Here is a 22562-nt window from a genome sequence, read left to right on the forward strand (position 1 = left end):
CTGTCAGCGGCCACCGGGGTCTACGCTGGCGTCATGGCCATCGCACGACTTCACGGCGGACCCCTCGACGGGCAGATCATCCCGCTCGACCCGACCATCGACGACTCTTACATCGTCCCCTACGGCGAGGGGCAGCTCGTCTACCGCCGCGACGGCGAGGACGCCAACACCGGCGAGGCCGACGGCCCGACCGAGACGCGATTCGTCTACGTCGAGGCCACCGAAGACATCGACCCGAACCCGGACGGGCGGGATGACTGACCCCGGACCTCGTCAGACGTACGAGTTCGAGATCAAGTTCGACGTCGACGGCGACACCCCGTTCCCGGATTGGTCGCGCGTCGATGCGATCGCCGACGTGCAGCTGCTCGAAGTGCGCGATCTGGATGCGGTCTACTTCGACACACCCGACCTCGATCTGGGGCAGGCCGGTCACGCGCTGCGCCGCCGCGTCGGCGGGCCGGATGCCGGCTGGCACATCAAGGGTCCACTCATCGGCGGCGCGCGACGCGAGCTGCAGTGGCCGCTCGACCACGATGAGACGATTCCGGATGCCGTCGTCGCTGCGGCCTCGGAGGTCGCCGATCCTGCGATGCTCGCCCCGATCGCCCGCATCCGCAACACGCGCGTCGCGTTCCAGGTTCGCGACACCGAGGATCGCGTCCTGGCGGAGTTCGTGGACGACCATGTGATCGCGACGGACCTCAGGTCAGGTGTCGAGCGGACCTGGCGGGAGTGGGAGTACGAACTCGGTCCCGTCTTCCCCCAGGACGTTGTTCGCATGGTCGATCAGGTGAAAGAGGCGGTGAGTGCGGCAGGCGGCCGCGAGGCGGCATCCGCTTCGAAACTCGCGCGGGCGCTCGGCGCCTGAGTCGTCCGTCGGACGGGGCGTTTCGTCTTCGCTCGTTCCTCGCTCCGCTCAACGAGCAGGAACAGGAAGACAGAACGCCCCGGACTTCGACGAAGTCCGGGGCGTTCTGCGTGGGTCTGATCAGAGGTTGATCATGTGGCCGGCGAGGCCGTGGAAGGCCTCCTGCACGGCCTCCGACAGCGTCGGGTGCGTGTGGACGTTGCGCGCCGCCTCGAGGGCGGTGAGGTCCCACTTCTGCGCGAGGGTCAGCTCGGGAAGCAGCTCCGACACGTCCGGCCCGATCATGTGCGCGCCGAGGAGCTCCAGGTGCTCGCCGTCGGCGATGACCTTCACGAAGCCGATCGGCTCGCCCAGGCCGTTGGCCTTGCCGTTCGCCGAGAACGGGAACTTCGCGACCTTGACGTCGTAGCCGGCGTCACGCGCCTGCTGCTCGGTGAGGCCGAACGACGCGACCTGCGGCGAGCAAAACGTCGCGCGCGGCATCATGCGGTAGTCGCCGAGCGTCATGGTCTCGGCCTTGCCGATGGTCTCGGCGGCGACGACACCCTGCGCCTCGGCCACGTGCGCGAGCTGCAGCTTGGCGGTCACATCGCCGATCGCGTAGATGTGCGGCACATTGGTGCGCATGTGGTCGTCGATGTCGATGGCGCCGCGCTCGGTGAGCTTGACGCCCGTCGTCTCCAGGCCGAAGCCCTCGACGTTAGGCGCGAAGCCGATCGACATGAGCACCTTGTCGGCGTCGATCGACTGCGACTCGCCGCCCGCGTTGGGGGTGTAGGTGACGGTGACGCGGTCGCCGTGGTCGACCACGGTCTCGACCTTGGTCGAGGTGAGGATGTCGACGCCGTACTTCTTGTACTGGCGCGTGATCTCTTTCGAGACGTCGGCGTCCTCGTTCGGCAGCGCGCGGTCGAGGAACTCGATGATCGTGACCTTCACGCCGTAGTGGGTGAGGACGAACGCGAACTCCATGCCGATCGCGCCGGCGCCGACGATGACGATCGAGGTCGGCAGCTCGCGCGTGAGGATCTGCTCCTCGTACGTCACGACGTTCTCGCTCAGCTGCACGCCCGGCAGCAGGCGCACGCGCGAGCCGGTCGAGATGATCGCGTTGTCGAAGGTGACCTCGGCGCTCGTGCCGTCGGCCTTGGCGACGGTGATCGAGTTCGGGCCGGTGAACGTGCCGCGCCCCTCGTACTCGTCGACCTTGTTCTTCTTCATCAGGAAGTGGATGCCCTTGACGTGGGTCTCGGACACCTTGCGGCTGCGGTCCCACGCCACCCCGAAGTCGAAGTGCACGTCGCCCGAGATGCCGAACAGCTCGGCCTTGTCGTGGAACGTGTGCGCGAGATCGGCGTTCTTGAGCAGAGCCTTCGAGGGGATGCAGCCGACGTTGAGGCACACACCGCCCCAGTACTTCTCTTCGATGATCGCGACCGTGAGGCCGAGCTGAGCAGCACGGACGGCCGCGACGTACCCGCCGGGCCCCGCGCCGAGGATGGCGACGTCGTAGTGAGGCATGGTCTCAAGCCTAGTGGTCGGCGGGGGAGTCGGAGCCGGGCCCGGGGTTCGCCGCACGGCCCTGGCCGGCGGCATCCCGAGCATCTTCATCGCCGCGCCGCGCACGCGACATCAGCACGTACACGATCGCTCCGCCGGCCGCGGCGAGCAGGATGCCGATGACCACCCACGGCCACACGTCGCCGAACGTCGAGTCCTCGTCGGCCGGCGGGGCGGCCGTCTCGCTCGGCGCCGCGGTCGGAGCGGGCTCGGCCGACTCGGTCGGAGTGGGGGCGGTCGTGGCGGACTCGGTGGGAGTCGGCGCCGCGCCCTCGACGGTGAACGAGAACGTGTTCGAGGTCGGGTGCCCGTCGCTCGACACGACCTTCCACGTCACGGTGATCACGCCCGACGCCTCGCCCGCGAGGGCTTGCGTCACGGTGTTGTCCTGCACGACGGGTGCGCCGTCGGCGAGCTCGGTGCCGGCGGCATCCTTCACCTCGACGACGGTCGCGCCGTCATCGGGGGCGACCGCGTCGCTGAACGTGAGCGTCACCTGCGGCGGCAGCTCGGCGACGGTGCTGCCGGTCGCGGGGTCGGTGCCGACCAGGGCGTCGTGGGCGGCGGCGGGCGTCGCCGTCGCCAGCACCGCGACGAACGCCAGGGCGAGCGCGGCGACGAGGGCTGTGAGTCGTGCTGTGGCGGGTTTGTGAAGAGTGTGTGACATCACCCGATCGAGCCTAATCCGCCCTTCGATCCGCGGCGGTCGAGGTCTAGCATGGCCGCAAGGCGGGAGATCTGCCCGCCGACCCGGCAACGGAAGGATGCGGCGGATGGACGCGATGATGATGGGCGCCATGTCGAAGGACATGATGTCGATGCCCGGAATGCAGAGCATGGACATGGCCGTCATGCAGGCCTGTATGGACGCCTGCTCGGCCTGCGAGCAGGCATGCACGGTGTGCTCGACGCAGATGATGTCGTGCGCGACGGCCTGTATGAACTGCGCCGACATGTGCAACACGATGATGCGCTCGATGATGCGCATGCAGGGCATGACCCCCGCGGTCATGATGTCGATGCTCGACGCCTGCATCGCGATGTGCGAGATGACCATGGACGAGTGCATGGAGCACGCCGACCACAGCGAGGTCTGCAAGATGTGCGCTCAGTCCTGCAAGGCGTGCATGGACGCCTGCATGGCCGTCAAGGACATGATGATGGCGATGAGCTGAGGCTCGTCGCTCCCCGGCCGTTGAGCGAGCGGAGCGAGACGAAACGCCGTCAGCCGCGCAGGACGTTGAAGCGCGCCGCGCCGACGGCGAGCACGTGGTACCGCTCGTGCAGCGCCACGGGCGTGCCCGGCGTCGCGGCGGCCGCCGCACCCGTGCCGTTCCACAGCGCGACCTCTTCGCCCGCCAGCGTGCGGACGACGACGAAGCCCGAGCGCGCGTCCGATTCGGCGACGATCGCGTCCGCCCAGTCCGAGGGCGTCGCCGAGGCGAGTCGCGCCTGGATCAGGTGCAGGGCGTGGCCCGGAGCGAACGAGGAGCAGGTGTCGCCGTGGTCGCACATGCACGCCGCACGCTCACGCACCTCGAGGGCGGGAATGCGGCTGTACGGGCTGGACACGGGAGTGCTCCTTCGTGGCGGGTGGATGCCGGTCCGCTTCGGATCGGTGCAGCCAGGCTAAGACGGCACCCCCACCCGCGGCATCCCGCGCGAAACGGGGCGAAACATTGCGCGATCAGGTCCGGGCGATGGACGGGACATGACCGACTCGCAGAATCCGGCCTCGTCCGTGGCCGAATCGATCGGATAGGCTGAACGCCACAGAGGAGGACACCGTGGAGCACGACCGCCGACCCGATGAGGGCGACATCCGCCGCGCAGCCGGGGCCGACGCACACGATTCCGACCGTGCGGCCGATACGACGCAGACCTTCGGTCACGACTCCGACCTGTCGTTCGTGCCGTTCGGCAGCGAACTGGGCGAGGCCGAGCTCGACGCGATCGATGCGCTTCCCTCGGGTGCCGCGCTGCTGCTGGTCCGCTCGGGCCCCACGGCTGGTGCGCGCTACCTCCTGGACTCCGACGTCACCACGGTCGGACGGCATCCCGAGGCGGACATCTTCTTCGACGACGTGACCGTGTCGCGCCGTCACGCCGAGATCACGCGGTCGGGCACGACGTTCGACCTCGTCGACCAGCGCTCGCTCAACGGCACGTACGTCAACGGCGAACGCGTCGACCGCGCCACGCTCAGCAACGGCGCCGAGGTGCGGATCGGGAAGTTCCGCCTCAACTTCTTCGTCTCACCGGCAGACCTCGCGCGGGCGGCGGACGCCTGATGCCCGCGGCTTCCGTCCGTGAAAACGCGACGTCCGCGGGTCTTCTCAGCATCGGTCAGGTTCTGGCGCGTCTGTCGCCGGAGTTCCCGGCACTCACTTCGAGCAAGCTGCGCTTCCTCGAAGTGCAGGGCATCGTCACTCCGCTGCGCACCGAGTCGGGGTACCGCAAGTTCTCGCAGGCCGATCTGGAGCGCCTGCGCCTCGCGCTGACGCTGCAGCGCGACCACTATCTGCCGCTGTCGGTCATCCGCGACTACCTCGAAGACGTCGACGCCGGTCGCGATCCGGCGACGCCCTCGTCCGTTCCGCCGCCGTCGATCGTGCCGGCTCCGCGCCGCTACCGCCGCGACGAGCTCCTGGCCGCCGCCGGCGCCGCGCCACAGCTGCTCAACGACGCCATCAGCACCGGCGTCATGACCGGCGCCGACGTCTACGGCGAGCAGCAGGTCGCGCTGCTGCGGGCCCTGGTCGCCCTCGACCGCCACGGCATCGAGCCGCGGCACGTCCGGGCCCTGCGACAGAACGCCGAACGCGACGTCGCGCTCGTCGAATCGGCTCTCGCGCCGCTGCTGCGCAGAACGGATGCCGCCTCACGCGGCCGCGCCGGCGAAGTGGCCCCCGAGCTCGCCAAGCGGCTCGACGAGGTGCGTGCGATCTTCGTGCGGACGGCCCTGGACCGCCTGCTGTCCTGAGGCCGCCGGCATCCGATCCGGGTCCTTCGCGCGACACGCCGAAGCCCGAACGCCGGATGTCGTTGCCGCGGGCACGAGGCTGATCTAGCGTGGAAGTTACCGATTCGGAGGGGGGACGGGCATGACCCGTGACATGGCTGACAGCGAGCCTTTCTCCGCCGAACTCCTCTTCACCGACGGGCTTCCGGCGATGGACGACGAGGTGGGCTACCGCGGCGCCGTGGCGGCGCGCGCGGCGGGCATCACCTACCGCCAGCTGGACTACTGGGCCCGCACCGAACTCGTCGTGCCGACCGTGCGCGGTGCGACCGGCTCCGGCTCGCAGCGGCTGTACGGCTTCCGCGACATCCTCGTGCTCAAGCTCGTCAAGCGCCTGCTCGACACCGGCATCTCGCTGCAGCAGATCCGCACCGCGGTCGACCAGCTGCGCGCGTCCGGCATCCGCGACCTCGCCGGCACCACGCTCATGAGCGATGGGGCCTCGGTGTACCTGTGCACCTCGAACGACGAGGTCATCGACCTCGTCAGCCGCGGTCAGGGCGTCTTCGGCATCGCGGTGGGCAAGGTCCTGCGCGAGGTCGAGTCCGAGCTCGTCGAGTTCGAGGTCGAGAAGCCCGGCGAGCTCGATGAGCTCGCCGCCCGCCGGGCCGCCCGCACCGCCTGACGCGGTACTCACGCGGTATCCGGGCTCTTCTGATGCCGTCGGCGGCGCCGTACGCTCCGGCATATGTTCCGTCGAACCGCCGCCGTCGCGGCATCCATCGCCTCACTGCTCATCGTCGGATCCGCCATGCCGGCGGTCGCCGCCGGGCCGCCGTACGTCGAGAACTGGGTCGACGAGGGGAGCGGCATCGCGCAGGAGTACTACGCGCCGTTCTGCACCGAGGAGGTCGACTTCGAGGTGCGGTTCTCGTTCCATGACGAAGGACGGTTCCAGCTCATGGAACGGCGAGGCGCACTGTACGGGCAGAGCACGCACCACGGCGAGTGGACGTGGTGGAACCCGGCGAACGGGGCCGCGCTGGTCGTGCAGGTGGACGGGCTCGACCAGGATCTCGCCGTCACCGAGAACGCCGACGGCACGTTCACGATCCTCTCGAAGAGCCCCGCGGTGCTGGTGGTGCACTCCGAGCGCGGCGCAGAGCTCGTCGGGGCGCGCACGGTCTGGGTCGAACTGCTCATCGAACCGGGGCCGACCAGCAGCCCCGACGACGACATCGTCACCGTCGTGGACGTGCCCAAGGTCTCCGGCCACGACGGCCGCCCGTTCTGCGACATCGTCGCGGACGTCCTGGGCTGAAGCGTCACCCGCGCACGGCGGCGGCCGCTGCTGCCGCTTCGCGCGCCGCCGTCGTGCTCAGAGCCTGCGCCAGGTCGGCGATGAGGTCCTGCGGGTCCTCCAGGCCGATCGACAGGCGCACGAGGGCGTCCGAGGGCTTCGCGTCCGAGGCGACCGGGCGGTGTGTCAGCGCCGCGGGGTGCTGGATGAGCGAGTCGACGCTGCCGAGCGACACCGCGTGGGTGAACAGCTGCACGGCGCCGGTGAGCGCGGCGGCGGCCTCGAATCCACCCGCGAGCTCGATCGCGATCATCGCACCGGGACCGGCCTGCTGCCGGCCGACCAGTCCGTACGGATCGCAGGCGGCGAAGCCCGGGAAGTGCACGCGTGAGACCTCCGGACGGGTCGTGAGCCACTCCGCGACGACCCGCGCGCCCTCCTGCTGCGCGCGGACCCGCACCGGCAGCGTCGCCAGCCCCCGATGCAGCAGATAGGCGGCGAGCGGATGCATGATCGCGCCCGTGATGGCGCGGGTGCGACGCAGGGCGGCGGCCAGCTTCGCGTCGCACGCGACCACGCCGCCGACCACATCGCCGTGACCGCCCAGGTACTTCGTGGCGCTGTGCAGCGAGAGCGCGGCGCCCAGGTCGAGCGGCTGCTGCAGCACCGGGGTCGCGAACGTGTTGTCGACGAGCACCGGCACGCTGCCGGCCGCGGCGACGACGGCGCGCACATCGACCAGCTCGAGCGTCGGATTCGCCGGGGTCTCCAGCACGACCAGTGCGGTGTCGTCGCGCACCGCGGCGGCCACGTCCGCGGGCGAGCAGAACGTGGTCTCGACGCCGAGCAGCCCCGACGCCAGCAGGTGGTCGGTGCCGCCGTACAGCGGCCGCACCGCGACGATGTGCCGCGTGCCCGACTCGTGCGTCACCCCGAGCAGCACGGCCGTCATCGCCGCCATGCCCGACGAGAACGCGACCGCCTCTTCGGCGTGCTCCAGCCGTGCCAGCGCCTCCTCGAAGCGCGCGACCGTGGGATTCCACAGGCGCGCGTACACGTTCGACCCGCCCTCGAACGGATGACCGCCGGTGGCGAGCACCTCGTACGACATGCCGCCGAGCTCGAGGTCGGGGAGCGGGTTCGTCGACGAGAGGTCGAGGGGGAGTGCGTGGACGCCGAGGTCCGCGAGGTCTTCGCGGCCGGCGTGCACGGCAATGCTGTCGGGATGCAACGTCATCGGTGCCATGGCGATATGGTCAGCGACTTCGCCGCGATTGGCAAGTCGTGTTCAGCCCGCCGTGCACTAAGTGCGCAGACTGCTCATCCGGTGAGCAAAGTGGTGAATGAAGGGGGATGCCGGGCGCCCGGCATCCATCGTCCCCCTGTTCCCCCTGCCCCCCGCTCGTGGCTCCGTGCCCCGTCGCGTGCTGCACCACCCCAGAGGTTCATCCGTCACAGATGTACGCACAGACCGGGGTTACGCGTACATCTGTGACGGATGAACGGGGTGTGCGGTGCGCGGGGAGGGGATGCGCGGGGACGCCCTGTGGATAACCCTGGATGTCGTCTCGCGATCCTTGGCACGCTGAGCGCATGGCATCGGATCACGGCGGAGCATTCCGCGTAAGCGACGCACGTCGCGCCGGCGCAGCGCGTCGAACGCTCGACGGCGAGCTGTTCGCGCGCCCATTTCACGGCATACGAGTACCCGTGACCACGGCCGATCGGGTTGACGACGACGACTTCGACGCGTTCACGCTGCAACGGGAGCGCATCCTCACCGGGGTCGCTCACTGGTCGCTGAACATGGCGAGCTCCGAGTACTTCAGCCACGTCACGGCTGCGGTGATCTGGGGGCTGCCTCTGCCCGGTTGGCTTCTGCTCAAGGGCGTCGAGCCGCATGTCAGCTGCCCGGGGCGCGCAACGCGTATGGCAGGGGCTGTGGGACACCAGATCCGTGACGACATGGTGACCGTCGTCGACCATCCCGATCTGGGCGTGCGAGTCACCGACCCGGCCACGACGTGGGCAATGCTTGCCGGTGTGCTGACGAACCTCTACGACGTCGTCGCGATCGCGGATGCCGTCGTCCGGACGCCTCGCATTCCTGGGCCGCGCGGACGCGTCGAACGTCCGCCCTGGGGGAGCGTCGCAGATCTCACAGCGGCCGTCCAGGCAGGGCGCCGTGTCGGTGCGGACCGGCTCCGCGAGGCGTTGCCGCTGGTCCGTGCCGGCGCGACTTCGAGGCCGGAGACCTGGACCCGCCTCGTCCTTCGTGATGCGGGCCTTCCGGAGCCGGAGCTCGATGTCGACATCTACGACACGAAGGGCGAGTTCGTCGGCTGCGTCGATCTCGTGTACCGCGGGGCCAGGATCGCGATCGAGTACGAGGGTGACCAGCATCGGACCGATCGCGCGCAATGGCAGCGCGACCTCGAGAAGCACGAGCGGTTGGCAGACCTGGGGTGGCGGGTCGTCCGAGTCCCGTCCGAGCAGGTATTCGTCTCGCCGGAGATTCTGGTGGCCCGCGTGCGCAAGCTGCTGCGCGTGGCGTGACCCCCCGCGGATGAACTCGGGGAGCGGGGGATGCCGGGCGCCCGGCATCCGTCCCGCTCAACAGGTCAGGGGCGGGGCTCTTCGGGCGAGGGGATGCGCCCGGTGCGCATGATGCGATCGAGCAGCGAGTCGAAGTCGGCCGCGAGCTCCTGGGCGGAGTCGCCGGGCCAGATGTGCAGCGGCTTGGCCGCGCCCTGCGCCTGCTGCAGCGACGTGCGCTCGGGCAGCTGCGGCGACAGGACGAGCGGGCCGAACATGTCGCGCAGCTCTTTGATGCGGAACTGGTGCTCGATCGACTGCGGGCGCACGCGGTTCACCACGATGCCCAGCGGCTGCAGGCGGGGGGAGAGACCACGGCGGATCTCTTCGATCGCGCGCAGCGCGCGGTCGGCGGCGGCGACCGAGAACAGGCCGGGCTCGGTGACCACGACGACGCGGTCGGACGCGGCCCATGCGGTGCGGGTGAGCGCGTTGAGCGAGGGGGCGCAGTCGATGAGCACGAGGTCGTAATCGGCCTCGATGGTCGCGAGCGCCTCTTCCATCTTCCAGACGTCGCGCACGCTCGGGTGCGGACCGTCGAAGTTGATGGCCGACGGGCTGCCGATCATGACGTCGATCGTGCCCGGGTGCACCTTCGCCCAGCCGCTGGAGGTGATGGCCTGACGGACCGTCTTCTCTTTCGGGTTCGCCAGCACATCGGCGACGTTCAGCCGCCCCGCGACTTGGATGTCCATGCCCGTGGAGACGTCGGACTGCGGGTCGAGGTCGACGACGAGCGTGCGGACACCGCGGGCGAAAGCCGCCGACGCGAGTCCGAGAGTCACGGTCGTCTTGCCGACGCCACCCTTGAGCGAGCTGACGGATAGGACGTGCACAAGCCACCACGTTACCGTCCCCTAGGCTGAGAGCACACTCAGCCCCGGCTCAGGGGTCGTCCGCACCGCCGCTCACGGAGGTCGAATGTTCCGCAAGATCCTGGTCGCCAATCGCGGAGAGATCGCCATCCGCGCATTCCGCGCCGCGTACGAGCTGGGGGCGCGCACGGTCGCGGTGTTCCCCTACGAGGACCGCAACTCGCTGCACCGGCTGAAGGCCGACGAGGCCTACCGGATCGGTGAGGTGGGGCATCCGGTCCGTGCCTACCTGGACGTCGACGAGATCATCCGTGTCGCGAAAGAGGCGGGTGCCGACGCCATCTACCCGGGCTACGGCTTCCTCTCGGAGAACCCCGAGCTCGCCGAGAAGGCGGCCGCGAACGGCATCGCCTTCATCGGCCCGCCCGCGAAGGTGCTCGAGATGGCCGGCAACAAGGTCACCGCGAAGCAGCATGCGGTGGCCGCCGGCGTGCCGGTGCTGCGCTCGACCGAAGCGTCGGAAGACATCGACGCGCTGCTCGAGCAGGCCGAGGCGATCGGCTTCCCGATCTTCGTGAAGGCGGTCGCCGGCGGCGGCGGGCGAGGGATGCGGCGCGTCGAGCGTGCTGAGGAGCTCGCGCCGGCCCTCGCCGAGGCCATGCGCGAGGCCGGCAGCGCGTTCGGCGATGCGCGCGTCTTCCTCGAGCAGGCGGTCCTGCGCCCGCGGCACGTCGAGGTGCAGATCCTCGCCGACCGGGCGGGCGAGACGGTGCACCTGTTCGAGCGGGACTGCTCGGTGCAGCGCCGCCACCAGAAGGTCGTCGAGATCGCCCCGGCCCCCAATCTCGACCCCGCGGTGCGGGACGCCCTGCACGGCTACGCCGTCGCCTTCGCGCGGTCGATCGGGTACGAGAACGCCGGCACCGTCGAGTTCCTGCTCGAGACGGCCGGCCCCCGCACCGGCGAGGTCGTCTTCATCGAGATGAACCCGCGCATCCAGGTCGAGCACACCGTCACCGAAGAGGTCACCGACGTCGACCTGGTGCAGTCGCAGATGCGCATCGCCGCGGGCCAGAGCCTCGCAGACCTCGGGCTCACCCAGGACCAGATCCACCTGCGCGGCGCGGCCCTGCAGTGCCGCATCACGACCGAGGACCCGACGCAGGGCTTCCGCCCCGACACCGGCAAGATCACGACGTACCGCTCGCCGGGCGGTGCCGGCATCCGCCTCGACGGCGGCACGACGGCCGCGGGCGCGCAGATCAGCCCCCACTTCGACTCCATGCTCGCCAAGCTGACGTGCCGCGGCCGCGACTTCGGCGCCGCCGTCGTCCGCGCCCGACGAGCACTGGCCGAGTTCCGCATCCGCGGCGTCTCCACGAACATCCCCTTCCTGCAGGCGGTGCTCGACGACCCCTCGTTCGTCGCCGGCGACGTGAGCACGTCGTTCATCGACGAGCGGCCGGGGCTGCTCAAGGGCCGCGAGTCGAAGGACCGCGGCACGAAGATCCTGAACTGGCTCACCGACACCACCGTCAACAAGCCGAACGGCGAGAACCCGGTCACCGTCGACCCGCGGCTCAAGCTGCCGGCGCTCGACCTCACCACCGAGCCGCCCGCCGGTTCGCGCCAGCGCCTGCTCGAACTCGGCCCGGCGGGGTTCGCGAAGGAGCTGCGCGAGCAGAAGGCGCTGGCCGTCACCGAGACCACGTTCCGCGACGCGCACCAGTCGCTGCTGGCCACGCGCGTGCGCACGAAGGACCTCGTGACCGTCGCGCCGTACGTCGCGCGCCTGACGCCGCAGCTGCTGTCGGTCGAGGCGTGGGGCGGCGCGACCTACGACGTCGCGCTGCGGTTCCTCGGCGAGGACCCGTGGGAGCGCCTGGACCGCCTGCGCACCGCCCTGCCCAACGTCGCGATCCAGATGCTGCTGCGCGGCCGCAACACCGTCGGCTACACGCCGTACCCCACCGAGGTCACCGACGCCTTCGTGCACGAGGCCGCAGCGTCGGGCATCGACATCTTCCGCATCTTCGACGCCCTCAACGACGTGGCGCAGATGCGCCCGGCGATCGACGCGGTCCTCGCCACCGGCACCTCGGTCGCGGAGGTGGCCGTGTGCTACACGGGCGACCTGCTGAACCCGGCCGAGGACCTGTACACACTCGACTACTACCTGAAGCTCGCCGAGCAGATCGTGGATGCCGGAGCCCACGTCCTGGCGATCAAGGACATGGCCGGGCTGCTGCGGCCGGCTGCGGCATCCCGTCTCGTCAGCGCGCTGCGCGAGAACTTCGACCTTCCCGTCCACGTGCACACGCATGACACCGCGGGCGGGCAGCTCGCGACGCTGCTCGCCGCGAGTGCGGCGGGAGCGGATGCCGTCGACGCGGCCGCCGCGCCGATGTCGGGCACGACGAGCCAGCCCTCGCTCTCGGCGCTCGTCGCCGCGCTGTCGCACACCGATCGCGACACCGGCATCTCGCTGGACGCGGTGAGCGACCTGGAGCCGTACTGGGAGGCGGTGCGCCACCTGTACCGCCCGTTCGAGTCGGGTCTGCCGGGCCCCACCGGGCGCGTCTACCACCACGAGATCCCGGGCGGCCAGCTGTCGAATCTGCGCCAGCAGGCGATCGCGCTGGGGCTGTCGGAGGACTTCGAACTCATCGAGGACATGTACGCGGCGGCGAACGAGATCCTCGGCCGCGTGCCGAAGGTCACGCCGTCGTCGAAGGTCGTCGGCGACCTGGCGCTGCACCTCGCCGCCGTCAAGGCCGACCCGAAGGACTTCGCCGAGAACCCGCAGAACTACGACATCCCCGACTCGGTCGTGGGCTTCATGGCGGGGGAGCTGGGCGACCTTCCGGGCGGCTGGCCGGAGCCGTTCCGAACCAAGGTGCTGCAGGGGCGCACCGTGAGCATCGAGCTCACGCCGTTGACCGCTGCCGAATCGACGGCGCTGGAGGCCGACTCGGCGTCGCGACGCGAGATGCTCAACAAGCTGCTGTTCCCGGCGCCGACGCGCGCGTTCCAGCAGACGCGCGAGGTCTTCGGAGACCTCAGCGTGCTCGACACCGTCGACTACCTCTACGGCCTCACCGCCGGCGCCGAGCACGTCGTCGAGATCGAGCGCGGCGTGCAGCTGTACGTCGGGCTCGAAGCGATCGGCGAGGCCGACGACAAGGGCATCCGCACCGTCATGACCACGCTCAACGGCCAGCTGCGGCCCGTGTTCGTGCGGGACCGCAGCATCACCGTCGAAGCGCGTCAGGCCGAGAAGGCCGACACGACCAAGCCCGGTCAGGTCGCGGCGCCGTTCTCGGGCGTCGTGACGCTCAAGACGCTCGTCGGCGACACCGTCGCCGCGGGTCAGCCGGTCGCGTCGATCGAGGCGATGAAGATGGAGGCGGCCATCACCGCACCCGTCGACGGGGTCGTCGAACGCCTCGCGATCGCCGAGACCGCACAGGTGGATGCCGGAGACCTTTTGGTCGTGATCCGTCCGGCCCAGTAGCCTGGAGGGTGGCATCCGCCCGAATACGTCTGCCCTGGAGAATTCCGCAGTGACGCCCGATCGCACCGACCACACGCCCGACGAGCCCGTGAACGGCGTGCTCTCCGACACCGGAAGCCTCGACACCGCAGGCATCGGCATCCTCGGAGGTGCGACCGCGCAGGTGAACGTCGAGCTGCCGACGGAGTCGGACGACGACCGTGACGACGACGGCGTGATCGACGACGAGGTCCCGTTCGTCATCGAGATCCCCGCCGACGCCGACCTGCCCCTGGCGGAGCAGGCTGTGGCCGAGCAGGTGGATGCCGCCGCCCACGGCATCTCCGAGGACGAGGCCTTCGAGGGCGAGGTGTACGACGTCGAGGTGATCGACGTCGAGGTGGTCGAGGACGCCGTCATCGAGGATGCCGTCATCGTCGGCGAGGGCGAGACCGAAGAGCCGGAGGATGCTGCGGACGCGGCGCCGGAGGCCGAGCCTCTCGCCGGGGAGCCAGAGGCCGAGGAATCCGGCACGGGGGACACCGGCGCTGAGGCGCCGGACGTCGTGGAGGCTGTCGCCGAGGTCGTCGAGGCTGAGGCTGAGGCTGAGGCAGAGGCGCAGGCGGTTGCTGACACCGTCGTCGCGCCCGACACGGCCGTCGAGCCCGAGCCCGACCCCGCGCCCACGGCTGAGCCCGACACGGCGGCCACCGTCGATGAGTTCCCCGTCACCGAAGAGTTCGCCGGCGTCGAGTTCGACACGGCAGACTTCGATACGTCCGACTTCGAGTTCGACGGCACCGAGTTCGACCTCGAGCTGACCGATGAGACCGCGGAGGACCACATGGCTGTGCACACCCCGGAACCCGAAGAGCAGGATGCCGCCGCATCCGCCCCCGCCGCGCCGCCGACGCCCACGACGCCCGCTGCTGCGGCCGCCGCCGCGGCGACCGCTCCGGCACCGGCCACGCGGCGCGAGGCGCAGCAGACCGGCGCCGTCCCCATCGTGGACCGCTCCGCCGAGCGCGCCGTCGATCGCGTCGCACCGCGACCCGGCGTGACACTCACCTCGAAGCGCCTCGGCGAGTTCGAGGCCGGCCGCGAGACGTCCGACCTGCTCACCGCCGATCGCCTGCTCGACCCGCATCAGGTCGTCAAGCCCGAGCCCGAGGGAGCGTGGCAGCACTTCGTCTACTCGCTGTCGGGCAGGCGCATCAACCTGGGCGACAGCAAGCGCGCCCGCGCACGCAAAGAGCTCGACCGCCGCATCGCGGCGCCGCTGTCGGGCGGCGCCCGCTTCGTCCCGGTGCTCTCGCGCAAGGGCGGGGTCGGCAAGACCACCGTCACCACCCTCCTCGGCATGGCCCTCGCCGACGCGCGCGACGACCGCGTGATCGCCGTCGACGCCAACCCCGACCGCGGCACGCTCGCCGAGCGCATCTCGCGCGACAGCGGCAAGACCGTGCGCGACCTGGTGCGCATCAGCCCCGAGGTCGTCGGCTTCAACGACCTGTCGGGCATCGTCGCGCGCGACGAGACCCGCCTGGACGTCGTCGCATCCGACACCGACCCGCGCGTGTCAGAGGCGTTCAACGACGCCGACTACCGCGACGTGGCCGCTCTCGCCGCCCACTACTACTCGGTCGTGCTGACCGACACCGGCACGGGCATCGTGCACTCGGTGATGGGCGCGACGCTCGACCTCGCCGACCAGCTCGTCATCGTCGCGGGCCTGAGCGTCGACGAGGCGCGGCTCGCGTCCGAGACGCTCACCTGGCTCGAGACCAACGGCTACGCCGACAAGGTGCGCAGCGCGATCGTGGTGCTCAACAACGCCAAGCCCGGGCATCCCCTCGTCCAGCTCGACGAGCTCGAGGCGCACTTCCGCACGCGCGTGCGCGCCGTCGCCCGGGTTCCGTACGACCCGCACATCGCCGCCGGCAGCGCCATCACGTTCCGTGAGCTGCAGCCGGCGACCCGCGAGGCCGCACGCGAGCTCGCCGCGATGGTCGTCGAAGGCCTGCGCATGCCGGCCGTGGCGGCCTGACGGTGGCGGTCCGCCCCATCCGCGTCTTCGGCGACCCCGTCCTGAAGTCGGTCTGCGCACCCATCGGCGACATCGACGAGGGCGTGCGCGCCCTCGTCCGCGACCTCGTCGACACGGTCGAGCTGCCCGGACGCGCCGGCGTCGCCGCCAACCAGATCGGCGTCGGCCTGCGCGCGTTCAGCTACAACATCGACGGCGACATCGGCTACGTGCTGAACCCGGTGCTCGTCGAGGTGTCGGGGGAGCCCGAGGCGATCGGCGAGGGATGCCTGTCGGTGCCCGGCCTGTGGCACGACGCCGTCCGCTACCCCTACGCGAAGGTCGTCGGCATCGACCTCGACGGCAACGAACTCGTGCTGGAGGGTGCGGGGCTGCTCGCCCAGGCGCTGCAGCACGAGACCGACCACCTCGACGGCATGCTCTACCTCGAGCGGCTCACGCCCGAAGAGCGCCGCATCGCGATGCGAGAGATCCGCGAGTCGGACTGGTTCTAGAGCGAGGAGGGATGCCGGCGGCCGAGGCCGCCGGCATCCCTCTCGCTTCTGAGTCAGCTGAGCGAGACGTTCGTGGTGCTCACCGGCACCGCGTAGATCTCTTCGATGTCGCCCGCGAAGTCGGCGAGGATGACGTTGCGCTTGATGCTCATCTTCGGCGTCAGATGACCGCTGTCTTCGGTCCACTCCGTCGCGAGGATCGTGAACTTGCGGATCGACTCGGCGCGCGAGACATACTTGTTGGCTTCGTCGATCGCGCGCTGCACCTCGGCGCGCACCGCGGGATTCTTCGCCGCGTCGGCGAGCGACAGATCCTTCGGCAGGTCGTTGTTCGCCAGCCACGTCGGCAGCATCTCGGGGTCGAGCGTGATCAGCGCCGAGATGAACGGCTTCTGGTCGCCGACGACGACCACCTGGCCGACGATCGGGTTGGCGCGGATCGGGTCCTCGAGCGCGGCGGGAGAGACGTTCTTGCCGCCGGCGGTGACGATGATCTCTTTCTTGCGGCCGGTGATCGTGAGGAAGCCCTCGTCGTCGAACGAGCCGACATCGCCGGTCTTGAACCAGTCGCCGTCGAACGCGGCCGCCGTGGCCTCGTCGTTGCGCCAGTACTCCTTGAACACGTTGATGCCGCGCACCTGGATCTCGCCGTCCTCGGCGAGGCGGATGCCCACGCCCGGCAGCACGGGGCCGACGGTGCCGATCTTCGACTTCGACGGGATGTTGACCGTCGCGGGCGCCGTGGTCTCGGTGAGGCCGTAGCCCTCGAGGATCGTGACGCCGAGGCTGTGGAAGAAGTGACCGAGGCGCGGACCGAGCGGTGCCGAGCCCGACACGGCGTACGTGACACGCCCGCCCATGGCCGCGCGCAGCTTCGCGTAGACGAGCTTGTCGAACAGCGCGAACTTGATCTTCGTGCCGAACGGGACCTTCTTGCCCTCCTGCAGCAGCGTCGAGTGCTCGACGGCCGTCTTGGCCGCGGCGCGGAAGATCTTGCCCTTGCCGCCCGCCTCGGCCTTCTGCTCGGCCGAGTTGTAGACCTTCTCGAACACGCGGGGCACCGCGAGCAGGAAGGTGGGCTTGAACGATCCGAGCGCCGGCAGCAGATGCTTGGTGTCGGGCTGGTGGCCGACCTTCACACCCGAGTGCACCGCGAGGATCGAGATGAAGCGGGCGAACACGTGCGCGGTCGTGATGAACAGCAGGGTCGACGCGCCCGGCACCTCGACGACCTCGTGCAGCGACGTGGCCGAGTTGCGGGCGAGCTCGACGAAGTTGCTGTGCGTGAGCACACAGCCCTTCGGGCGACCGGTCGAGCCCGAGGTGTAGATGAGGGTCGCGATGTCGGAGCCGTTGGCGATGCTGCGGCGGCGCTCGATCTCTTCGTCGGCGACGTCGGCGCCCTGCGCGACGAGTTTGTCGAGGTCGCCGGCGTGCATCTGCCAGGCGGAGCGGATGAGCGGCAGCTCGGACCGCGCCTCCTCGAACCGGGCGGTGTGGTCGGCGAGCTCGGTGATGATCGCGATCGCGCCCGAGTCCGACAGGTTCCACGCGATCTGCGCGGCCGAGCTGGTCTCGTAGATCGGGACCATGACGGCGCCGGTGTAGAACAGGGCGAAGTCGACGAGCGTCCACTGATAGGTGGTGCGCGCGACGAACCCGACCTTGTCGCCGGGCTCGATGCCGGCGGCGGCGAAGCCCTTGGCGAGGGCGATCACCTGCTTCTGGAACTCGGCGGCGCTGATGTCGCGCCAGCCGTCGCCCTCGGGAACGGCGAACAGCGCGCCGTTCGGCGTCTTCTTGACACGCTCGACCAGCAGGTCGGCGATATTGGCATGGGGATCGGCTGGGACGATCGCGGGGACTTCGAACTGGACCACGGCAGCTCCTTCGGTACCGGACGACGGATTATCTCGGGTAGATCATCCGATTCTAATCGGCCGTCACATCCGCGCCGTCGGGGGTGTGGACGAGAGCGCTCTGACTAGACTTCAAGACGCTGTCGCGCCCGCGGCGGCCGGGAAGGAAGTGCAGTGCTCAAGGTCGGCATCGACATCGGCGGGACGAAGATCGCAGGAGGCGTCGTCGACGCCGAGGGGCGCATCGTCGAGAAGGTCCGCGTCGACACGCCGACCGACACCGGGGCGCTCGCGCAGGCCGTCATCGACATGGCCCGCCATTTCCGCGCCGGTCACGACGTGGCGGCGGTCGGCGTCGCCGCCGCCGGATTCATCGATCGCGACCGCGCGATCGTGATCCACGCGCCCAACATCGCGTGGCGCAACGAGCCGCTCAAGGCACGCCTGGAGGACGGCATCCAGCTTCCCGTCGCGATCGAGAACGACGCCAACGCCGCGGGCTGGGCCGAATACCGGTTCGGCGCCGGGCAGGGCGTCGACCACATGGTCATGCTCACGATGGGGACGGGCGTGGGCGGGGCGATCATCCTCGACGGCGAGCTGTTCCGCGGCGGCCACGGCATCGCCGCCGAGCTCGGCCACATGCGCTTCATCCGCGGCGGGCTGCTGTGCGGCTGCGGGCAGAGCGGATGCCTCGAACAGTACGCGTCGGGACGCGCCCTGCAGCGCGAGGCCCACGACATCGCGGACGCCGGCGGGATCGGCGAGGCCCTCGCGGCCCTCCGCGCCGAGACCGGCACCATCTCGGGACCCGCCGTGTCACGGCTCGTGCTGGCCGGCGACCCCGGCGCGACCGAGGCGCTGCGGCGCGTCGCGACCGCGCTCGGCGAGGCGTGCGGCGGCTTCCAGGCCGTGCTCGACCCTGAGCTGTTCGTCATCGGCGGCGGCGTCGCGCAGCTCGGCGAGGATCTGCTCGCGCCGGTGCGTCTCGCGTACGAGACGTCGCTGCCCGGGTACGGCGACCGCCCGGTCGCGCAGTTCGCGATCGCCCAGCTCGTCAACGACGCCGGACTCATCGGCGCCGCGGACCTGGCCTCGGCAGAGGGGTAGACGCCCGATGTTCTACTGGCTGATGAAGTACGTGGTGATCGGACCGATCGTCAAGGCGATCTGGCGCCCGTGGATCGTCGGCCGGCGGAACGTCCCCGCGGAGGGCGCTGCGATCCTCGCGAGCAACCACCTGTCGGTGATGGACTCCATCTTCCTGCCGCTCATGATCGACCGGCCGGTGTCGTTCCTCGCGAAGAGCGACTACTTCACCGGCAAGGGCCTCAAGGGCTGGGCCACCCGGATGTTCATGAAGGCGACCGGGCAGATCCCGATCGACCGGTCCGGCGGCAAGGCGTCCGAGGCGTCGCTCAACACCGGGCTGCAGGTGCTCGGCCGGGACGACCTGCTGGGCATCTACCCCGAGGGCACCCGCAGTCCCGACGGCAAGCTCTACCGCGGCCGCACCGGCCTCGCGCGCATGGCGCTGGAGGCGCACGTGCCGGTCGTGCCGGTCGTCATGGTCGACACCGACACGATGCTGCCGATCGGCCGCACGATCCCGCGCATCGTGCGGGTCGGGATCGTCATCGGCGAACCGCTGGACTTCTCGCGCTTCCAGGGCATGGAGGGCGACCGCTACATCCTGCGCTCGGTGACCGACGAGATCATGGTCGCACTGCAGCGACTGGGGGAGCAGGAGTACGAGGACGTCTACGCGTCCACCGTCAAGGACCGGCTCGCGAAGCCGGCCGCCTGACCCGTCACGCGGCGCCGGTCCCCGTCCGCCCACGGCTAGAATCGGGGGATGCTCCAGCACCTCGACGCACTCGACCACTGGCGGACCCTGCCGATCAAGCAGCAGCCGCAGTGGTATGACGCCGAGGCCGTGGCTGCGGCATCCGCCGAGCTCGCGACGCTGCCCCCGCTGGTCTTCGCCGGCGAGGTCGACAACCTGCGCGACCGCCTCGCGCGAGCCGCCTCGGGCCGTGCCTTCCTGCTGCAGGGCGGCGACTGCGCCGAGACGTTCGCGGGTGCGACCGCCGAGCAGATCCGCAACCGCATCAAGACGGTGCTGCAGATGGCCGTCGTGCTCACGTACGGCGCCTCGATGCCGGTCGTCAAGATGGGCCGCATGGCCGGGCAGTTCGCCAAGCCCCGCTCCAGCGACACCGAGACCCGCGGCGACGTCACCCTGCCGGCCTACCGCGGCGACATCGTCAACGGCTACGACTTCACCGAGGGCTCGCGACAGGCCGACCCGCAGCGACTGCTGAAGGGGTACCACACCGCCGCGTCGACCATCAACCTGATCCGGGCGTTCACGCAGGGCGGCTTCGCCGATCTGCGCGAGGTGCACTCCTGGAACAAGGGCTTCGCGCAGAACCCCGCGAACCAGCAGTACGAGCGCCTCGCGACCGAGATCGACCGCGCCATCAAGTTCATGGAGGCCGCCGGCGCCGACTTCGACGAGCTCAAGCGCGTCGAGTTCTACACCGGCCACGAGGGCCTGCTCATGGACTACGAACGCCCCCTCACCCGCATCGACTCGCGCACCAGCACGCCGTACAACACCTCGGCCCACTTCCTGTGGATCGGGGAGCGCACGCGCGACCTCGACGGCGCCCACGTCGACTACTTCTCGAAGATCCGCAACCCCATCGGCGTCAAGCTCGGCCCCACCACGACGCCCGAGACGGCGCTGGCGCTCATCGACAAGCTCGACCCCGAGCGCGAGCCCGGCCGACTGACGTTCATCACGCGCATGGGCGCCGGCAAGATCCGCGACGCGCTGCCGCCGCTGCTGGAGGCCGTCAAGGACTCCGGCGCGACGCCGCTGTGGGTCACCGACCCCATGCACGGCAACGGCATCACGACGCCCACCGGCTACAAGACGCGTCGCTTCGACGACGTGGTCGACGAGGTGCGTGGCTTCTTCGAGGCGCACCGCGCCGTCGGCACCTTCCCGGGCGGCATCCACGTCGAGCTCACCGGCGACGACGTGACCGAGTGCCTGGGCGGCTCCGAGCAGATCGACGAGGCCACCCTCGCCACCCGCTACGAGTCGCTCTGCGACCCGCGCCTCAACCACATGCAGTCTCTCGAACTGGCCTTCCTCGTCGCCGAGGAGCTCGAGAAGAGGTAAGTCCCAGCCGCCGGCTGCGAGAGATCCTGGATGCCTCGGCCCGAGGCATCCAGGATCTCTCTGTGTGCGGTTCGCCAGTCGGTCGATCGCCGTCGCCGAGACCGCGCGATAGCACCGGTCTGGTGGCTGGGAACGTGCTGTTGTGCGGTCTCGTCAGGCGCTCGGGCGCGTGCTGTTGTGCGGTCTGCCCGGCCGCTCGGTGTCGCGACGTACGTGACCCCGGCGAGACCGCGCGATAGCACCTTCAGCGCGTGTGGCTGCGTGCTATCGTGCGGTCTCGGCGCCTGTGGATAAGTTCGTCGGAGGCCGGAGGGACTGCGGCAGGATCGGGGGATGCCGCGCCGACCGTTGCCCGACGACCTCGCTGGATCCGCCTTCACCACCGGCGCTGCGCGAGCGCTCGGGATCGAGCGCGGGCGTCTGCGTGGCCGGGATCTCGTCCACCCGCATCACGGCATCCATATCGATGCGGCCTCGGCGGCCGATGCCGACATCGTGTCGCGGTGCGAGCGGCTGATCCCGGCACTCGGGCCTGACGATTGGTTCAGCCACCGCACCGCGGCACGCATCTGGGGCATTCCGGTGGAACCCGCGTACTCGGCAGTCGAGGGACTGCACGTCATGACTGTGGGCCGGAGGTATCCCGTCCGGCACTCGGGGATCATCGGACGAGTCACGGCGGACGACGCGCTGCCGCGGGAGATGTGGGGAACGCTCCCGGTGGTCTCGCCCGCCGCGGTGTGGAGTCAGCTCGCCCAACGCGGTGCGGTCACAGGCGGCGAGCTGATCGCGTTCGATTGGCTCGTCGCTGCGGCCGACTATGCGCTCACCGGCAAGCGCGGCGCGGACGGAGTGCGCCAGCCGGCCCTCTGCACGCCCGAGGATCTTCGTGCCGAGATCGTCCGGCTCGGCACAGGACGAGGCACTGCGATGCTCCGTGCCGCCCTCGACTGTGCGCGCTTTCCGGTCGACTCGCCCTACGAGACGCTCGTGCGTCGAGGACTGGTCGCCGAGGGGCTGCCGGAGCCGCACGTGCAGGTCCCGGTCGTCACGAGTGAGGGGCTGCGCCACGCGGATGTCGGGTATCCCGCCGAGAGGCTGCTCATCGAGTATCAGGGAGACGCACATCGCGCGTCGCGACGACGGTGGCTGAGCGACCTGCGGCGAGTGCAGCTGTTACAGGAGGCCGGCTACGACGTCCTCCTGATCGGCTACGACGACGTCGTGCCGGACTGCAAGGCTCTGGCATCGCGGGTGCGCCGCGCGCTGCAGCGTCAGACCGCGCGATAGCACCGGTCGGGTCGGTGGGACGGTGCTGTTCTGCGGTCTCGCTGAATGCAGGGCCGCCGGGTGTGGTTCGGCAAGGCGAGGGA

At 70.0% G+C, this 22562-nt stretch carries 21 protein-coding genes; 15 read left to right on the forward strand and 6 right to left on the reverse strand.

Features of this window, described 5'->3' with window-relative positions; translation table 11 throughout:
* Positions 1-33: 33 nt before the first annotated feature.
* Both IF188_RS03160 and IF188_RS03165 read left to right on the forward strand, forming a co-directional pair.
* Positions 34-261, forward strand: a complete 228-nt coding sequence (locus tag IF188_RS03160; RefSeq protein ID WP_191170355.1) for a response regulator — start codon at positions 34-36, stop codon at positions 259-261.
* On the forward strand, positions 254-871 hold the full coding sequence (locus tag IF188_RS03165) for a CYTH domain-containing protein (protein WP_191170356.1): 618 nt from the start codon (positions 254-256) through the stop codon (positions 869-871). The genes IF188_RS03160 and IF188_RS03165 overlap by 8 nt, the downstream gene beginning before the upstream one ends.
* A gap of 120 nt (positions 872-991) precedes the next feature.
* Here IF188_RS03165 and lpdA read toward each other — a convergent pair whose 3' ends face one another.
* Positions 992-2392 carry a dihydrolipoyl dehydrogenase gene (gene lpdA, locus IF188_RS03170; protein ID WP_191170357.1) on the reverse strand — a complete coding sequence of 467 codons (1401 nt, stop codon included), beginning with the start codon at positions 2390-2392 and terminating at the stop codon, positions 992-994.
* A gap of 10 nt (positions 2393-2402) precedes the next feature.
* Entirely contained in the window at positions 2403-3098 is a 696-nt protein-coding gene (locus tag IF188_RS03175) for a copper resistance CopC family protein (RefSeq protein ID WP_191170358.1), read from the reverse strand.
* Positions 3099-3204: 106 nt separating this feature from the next.
* Between IF188_RS03175 and IF188_RS03180 the strand changes: the two genes are divergently transcribed.
* Positions 3205-3606, forward strand: a complete 402-nt coding sequence (locus tag IF188_RS03180) for a hypothetical protein (RefSeq protein WP_191170359.1) — start codon at positions 3205-3207, stop codon at positions 3604-3606.
* A gap of 49 nt (positions 3607-3655) precedes the next feature.
* Here the strand turns inward: IF188_RS03180 and IF188_RS03185 are convergent, their stop codons facing one another.
* Positions 3656-4003, reverse strand: coding sequence for a hypothetical protein (locus IF188_RS03185; RefSeq protein ID WP_191170360.1), 348 nt, complete (start codon positions 4001-4003; stop codon positions 3656-3658).
* Between the two features lie 215 nt (positions 4004-4218).
* Between IF188_RS03185 and IF188_RS03190 the strand changes: the two genes are divergently transcribed.
* The 4 genes from IF188_RS03190 (at position 4219) to IF188_RS03205 (ending at position 6714) form a co-directional block, all read left to right on the forward strand.
* The gene (locus IF188_RS03190) at positions 4219-4722 is read left to right on the forward strand and encodes an FHA domain-containing protein (RefSeq protein ID WP_191170361.1); all 504 of its coding nucleotides are present in this window, start codon (positions 4219-4221) and stop codon (positions 4720-4722) included.
* Positions 4722-5414: a transcriptional regulator FtsR gene (gene ftsR, locus IF188_RS03195; RefSeq protein WP_191170362.1), complete on the forward strand. Its 693-nt coding sequence runs from the start codon at positions 4722-4724 to the stop codon at positions 5412-5414. The genes IF188_RS03190 and ftsR overlap by 1 nt, the downstream gene beginning before the upstream one ends.
* 121 nt (positions 5415-5535) lie before the next feature.
* Entirely contained in the window at positions 5536-6078 is a 543-nt protein-coding gene (locus tag IF188_RS03200; protein WP_318152750.1) for a MerR family transcriptional regulator, read from the forward strand.
* 63 nt (positions 6079-6141) lie between these two features.
* Positions 6142-6714, forward strand: coding sequence for a hypothetical protein (locus tag IF188_RS03205; RefSeq protein WP_191170363.1), 573 nt, complete (start codon positions 6142-6144; stop codon positions 6712-6714).
* A gap of 4 nt (positions 6715-6718) precedes the next feature.
* Here the strand turns inward: IF188_RS03205 and IF188_RS03210 are convergent, their stop codons facing one another.
* Entirely contained in the window at positions 6719-7939 is a 1221-nt protein-coding gene (locus IF188_RS03210; protein WP_396652735.1) for a trans-sulfuration enzyme family protein, read from the reverse strand.
* A gap of 464 nt (positions 7940-8403) precedes the next feature.
* On the opposite strand from IF188_RS03210, the gene IF188_RS20470 reads away from it, so the two are divergent.
* A complete protein-coding gene (locus IF188_RS20470) occupies positions 8404-9249 on the forward strand; it encodes an endonuclease domain-containing protein (protein WP_191170364.1) in 846 nt (281 codons plus the stop codon).
* A 65-nt stretch (positions 9250-9314) separates the two neighbouring features.
* On the opposite strand, the gene IF188_RS03220 is transcribed toward IF188_RS20470, so the two are convergent.
* On the reverse strand, positions 9315-10124 hold the full coding sequence (locus IF188_RS03220; protein WP_191170365.1) for a ParA family protein: 810 nt from the start codon (positions 10122-10124) through the stop codon (positions 9315-9317).
* An 85-nt stretch (positions 10125-10209) separates the two neighbouring features.
* Between IF188_RS03220 and IF188_RS03225 the strand changes: the two genes are divergently transcribed.
* From IF188_RS03225 to IF188_RS03235, 3 genes are read left to right on the forward strand one after another with little or no spacing between them, the layout of a single operon-like run.
* The gene (locus IF188_RS03225; RefSeq protein ID WP_191170366.1) at positions 10210-13617 is read left to right on the forward strand and encodes a pyruvate carboxylase; all 3408 of its coding nucleotides are present in this window, start codon (positions 10210-10212) and stop codon (positions 13615-13617) included.
* Between the two features lie 49 nt (positions 13618-13666).
* Positions 13667-15643 (forward strand): MinD/ParA family ATP-binding protein, encoded by a 1977-nt coding sequence (locus IF188_RS03230; RefSeq protein ID WP_191170367.1) that lies wholly within the window; start codon positions 13667-13669, stop codon positions 15641-15643.
* A 2-nt stretch (positions 15644-15645) separates the two neighbouring features.
* Complete coding sequence (locus IF188_RS03235) at positions 15646-16137, forward strand: peptide deformylase (RefSeq protein ID WP_191170368.1); 492 nt, start codon at positions 15646-15648, stop codon at positions 16135-16137.
* A gap of 53 nt (positions 16138-16190) precedes the next feature.
* On the opposite strand, the gene IF188_RS03240 is transcribed toward IF188_RS03235, so the two are convergent.
* Complete coding sequence (locus IF188_RS03240) at positions 16191-18017, reverse strand: AMP-dependent synthetase/ligase (protein ID WP_191170369.1); 1827 nt, start codon at positions 18015-18017, stop codon at positions 16191-16193.
* Positions 18018-18170: 153 nt separating this feature from the next.
* Between IF188_RS03240 and IF188_RS03245 the strand changes: the two genes are divergently transcribed.
* The 4 genes from IF188_RS03245 (at position 18171) to IF188_RS03260 (ending at position 22479) form a co-directional block, all read left to right on the forward strand.
* Positions 18171-19106 (forward strand): ROK family glucokinase, encoded by a 936-nt coding sequence (locus IF188_RS03245; RefSeq protein ID WP_191170370.1) that lies wholly within the window; start codon positions 18171-18173, stop codon positions 19104-19106.
* Between the two features lie 7 nt (positions 19107-19113).
* The gene (locus IF188_RS03250) at positions 19114-19803 is read left to right on the forward strand and encodes a lysophospholipid acyltransferase family protein (RefSeq protein WP_191170371.1); all 690 of its coding nucleotides are present in this window, start codon (positions 19114-19116) and stop codon (positions 19801-19803) included.
* A 48-nt stretch (positions 19804-19851) separates the two neighbouring features.
* Complete coding sequence (locus tag IF188_RS03255) at positions 19852-21189, forward strand: class II 3-deoxy-7-phosphoheptulonate synthase (RefSeq protein ID WP_191170372.1); 1338 nt, start codon at positions 19852-19854, stop codon at positions 21187-21189.
* Positions 21190-21522: 333 nt separating this feature from the next.
* Complete coding sequence (locus tag IF188_RS03260) at positions 21523-22479, forward strand: hypothetical protein (RefSeq protein WP_191170373.1); 957 nt, start codon at positions 21523-21525, stop codon at positions 22477-22479.
* The last annotated feature ends 83 nt before the right edge of the window (positions 22480-22562 follow it).

The sequence above is a fragment of the Microbacterium helvum genome, from assembly GCF_014779795.1.
GTDB classification, from domain to species: domain Bacteria; phylum Actinomycetota; class Actinomycetes; order Actinomycetales; family Microbacteriaceae; genus Microbacterium; species Microbacterium helvum.

Excerpts from the sequence above, each read along its gene's own strand:
- IF188_RS03160 (WP_191170355.1), top strand. The coding sequence starts at position 34 with ATGGCCATCGCACGACTTCACGGCGGACCCCTCGACGGGCAGATCATC.
- IF188_RS03260 (WP_191170373.1), top strand. The coding sequence starts at position 21,523 with ATGCCGCGCCGACCGTTGCCCGACGACCTCGCTGGATCCGCCTTCACC.
- IF188_RS03225 (WP_191170366.1), top strand. The coding sequence starts at position 10,210 with ATGTTCCGCAAGATCCTGGTCGCCAATCGCGGAGAGATCGCCATCCGC.
- IF188_RS03210 (WP_396652735.1), bottom strand. The coding sequence starts at position 7,939 with ATGGCACCGATGACGTTGCATCCCGACAGCATTGCCGTGCACGCCGGC.
- IF188_RS03200 (WP_318152750.1), top strand. The coding sequence starts at position 5,536 with ATGACCCGTGACATGGCTGACAGCGAGCCTTTCTCCGCCGAACTCCTC.
- IF188_RS03175 (WP_191170358.1), bottom strand. The coding sequence starts at position 3,098 with ATGTCACACACTCTTCACAAACCCGCCACAGCACGACTCACAGCCCTC.
- IF188_RS03250 (WP_191170371.1), top strand. The coding sequence starts at position 19,114 with ATGTTCTACTGGCTGATGAAGTACGTGGTGATCGGACCGATCGTCAAG.
- IF188_RS03165 (WP_191170356.1), top strand. The coding sequence starts at position 254 with ATGACTGACCCCGGACCTCGTCAGACGTACGAGTTCGAGATCAAGTTC.
- IF188_RS03255 (WP_191170372.1), top strand. The coding sequence starts at position 19,852 with ATGCTCCAGCACCTCGACGCACTCGACCACTGGCGGACCCTGCCGATC.
- IF188_RS03205 (WP_191170363.1), top strand. The coding sequence starts at position 6,142 with ATGTTCCGTCGAACCGCCGCCGTCGCGGCATCCATCGCCTCACTGCTC.
- lpdA (WP_191170357.1), bottom strand. The coding sequence starts at position 2,392 with ATGCCTCACTACGACGTCGCCATCCTCGGCGCGGGGCCCGGCGGGTAC.
- IF188_RS03180 (WP_191170359.1), top strand. The coding sequence starts at position 3,205 with ATGGACGCGATGATGATGGGCGCCATGTCGAAGGACATGATGTCGATG.
- ftsR (WP_191170362.1), top strand. The coding sequence starts at position 4,722 with ATGCCCGCGGCTTCCGTCCGTGAAAACGCGACGTCCGCGGGTCTTCTC.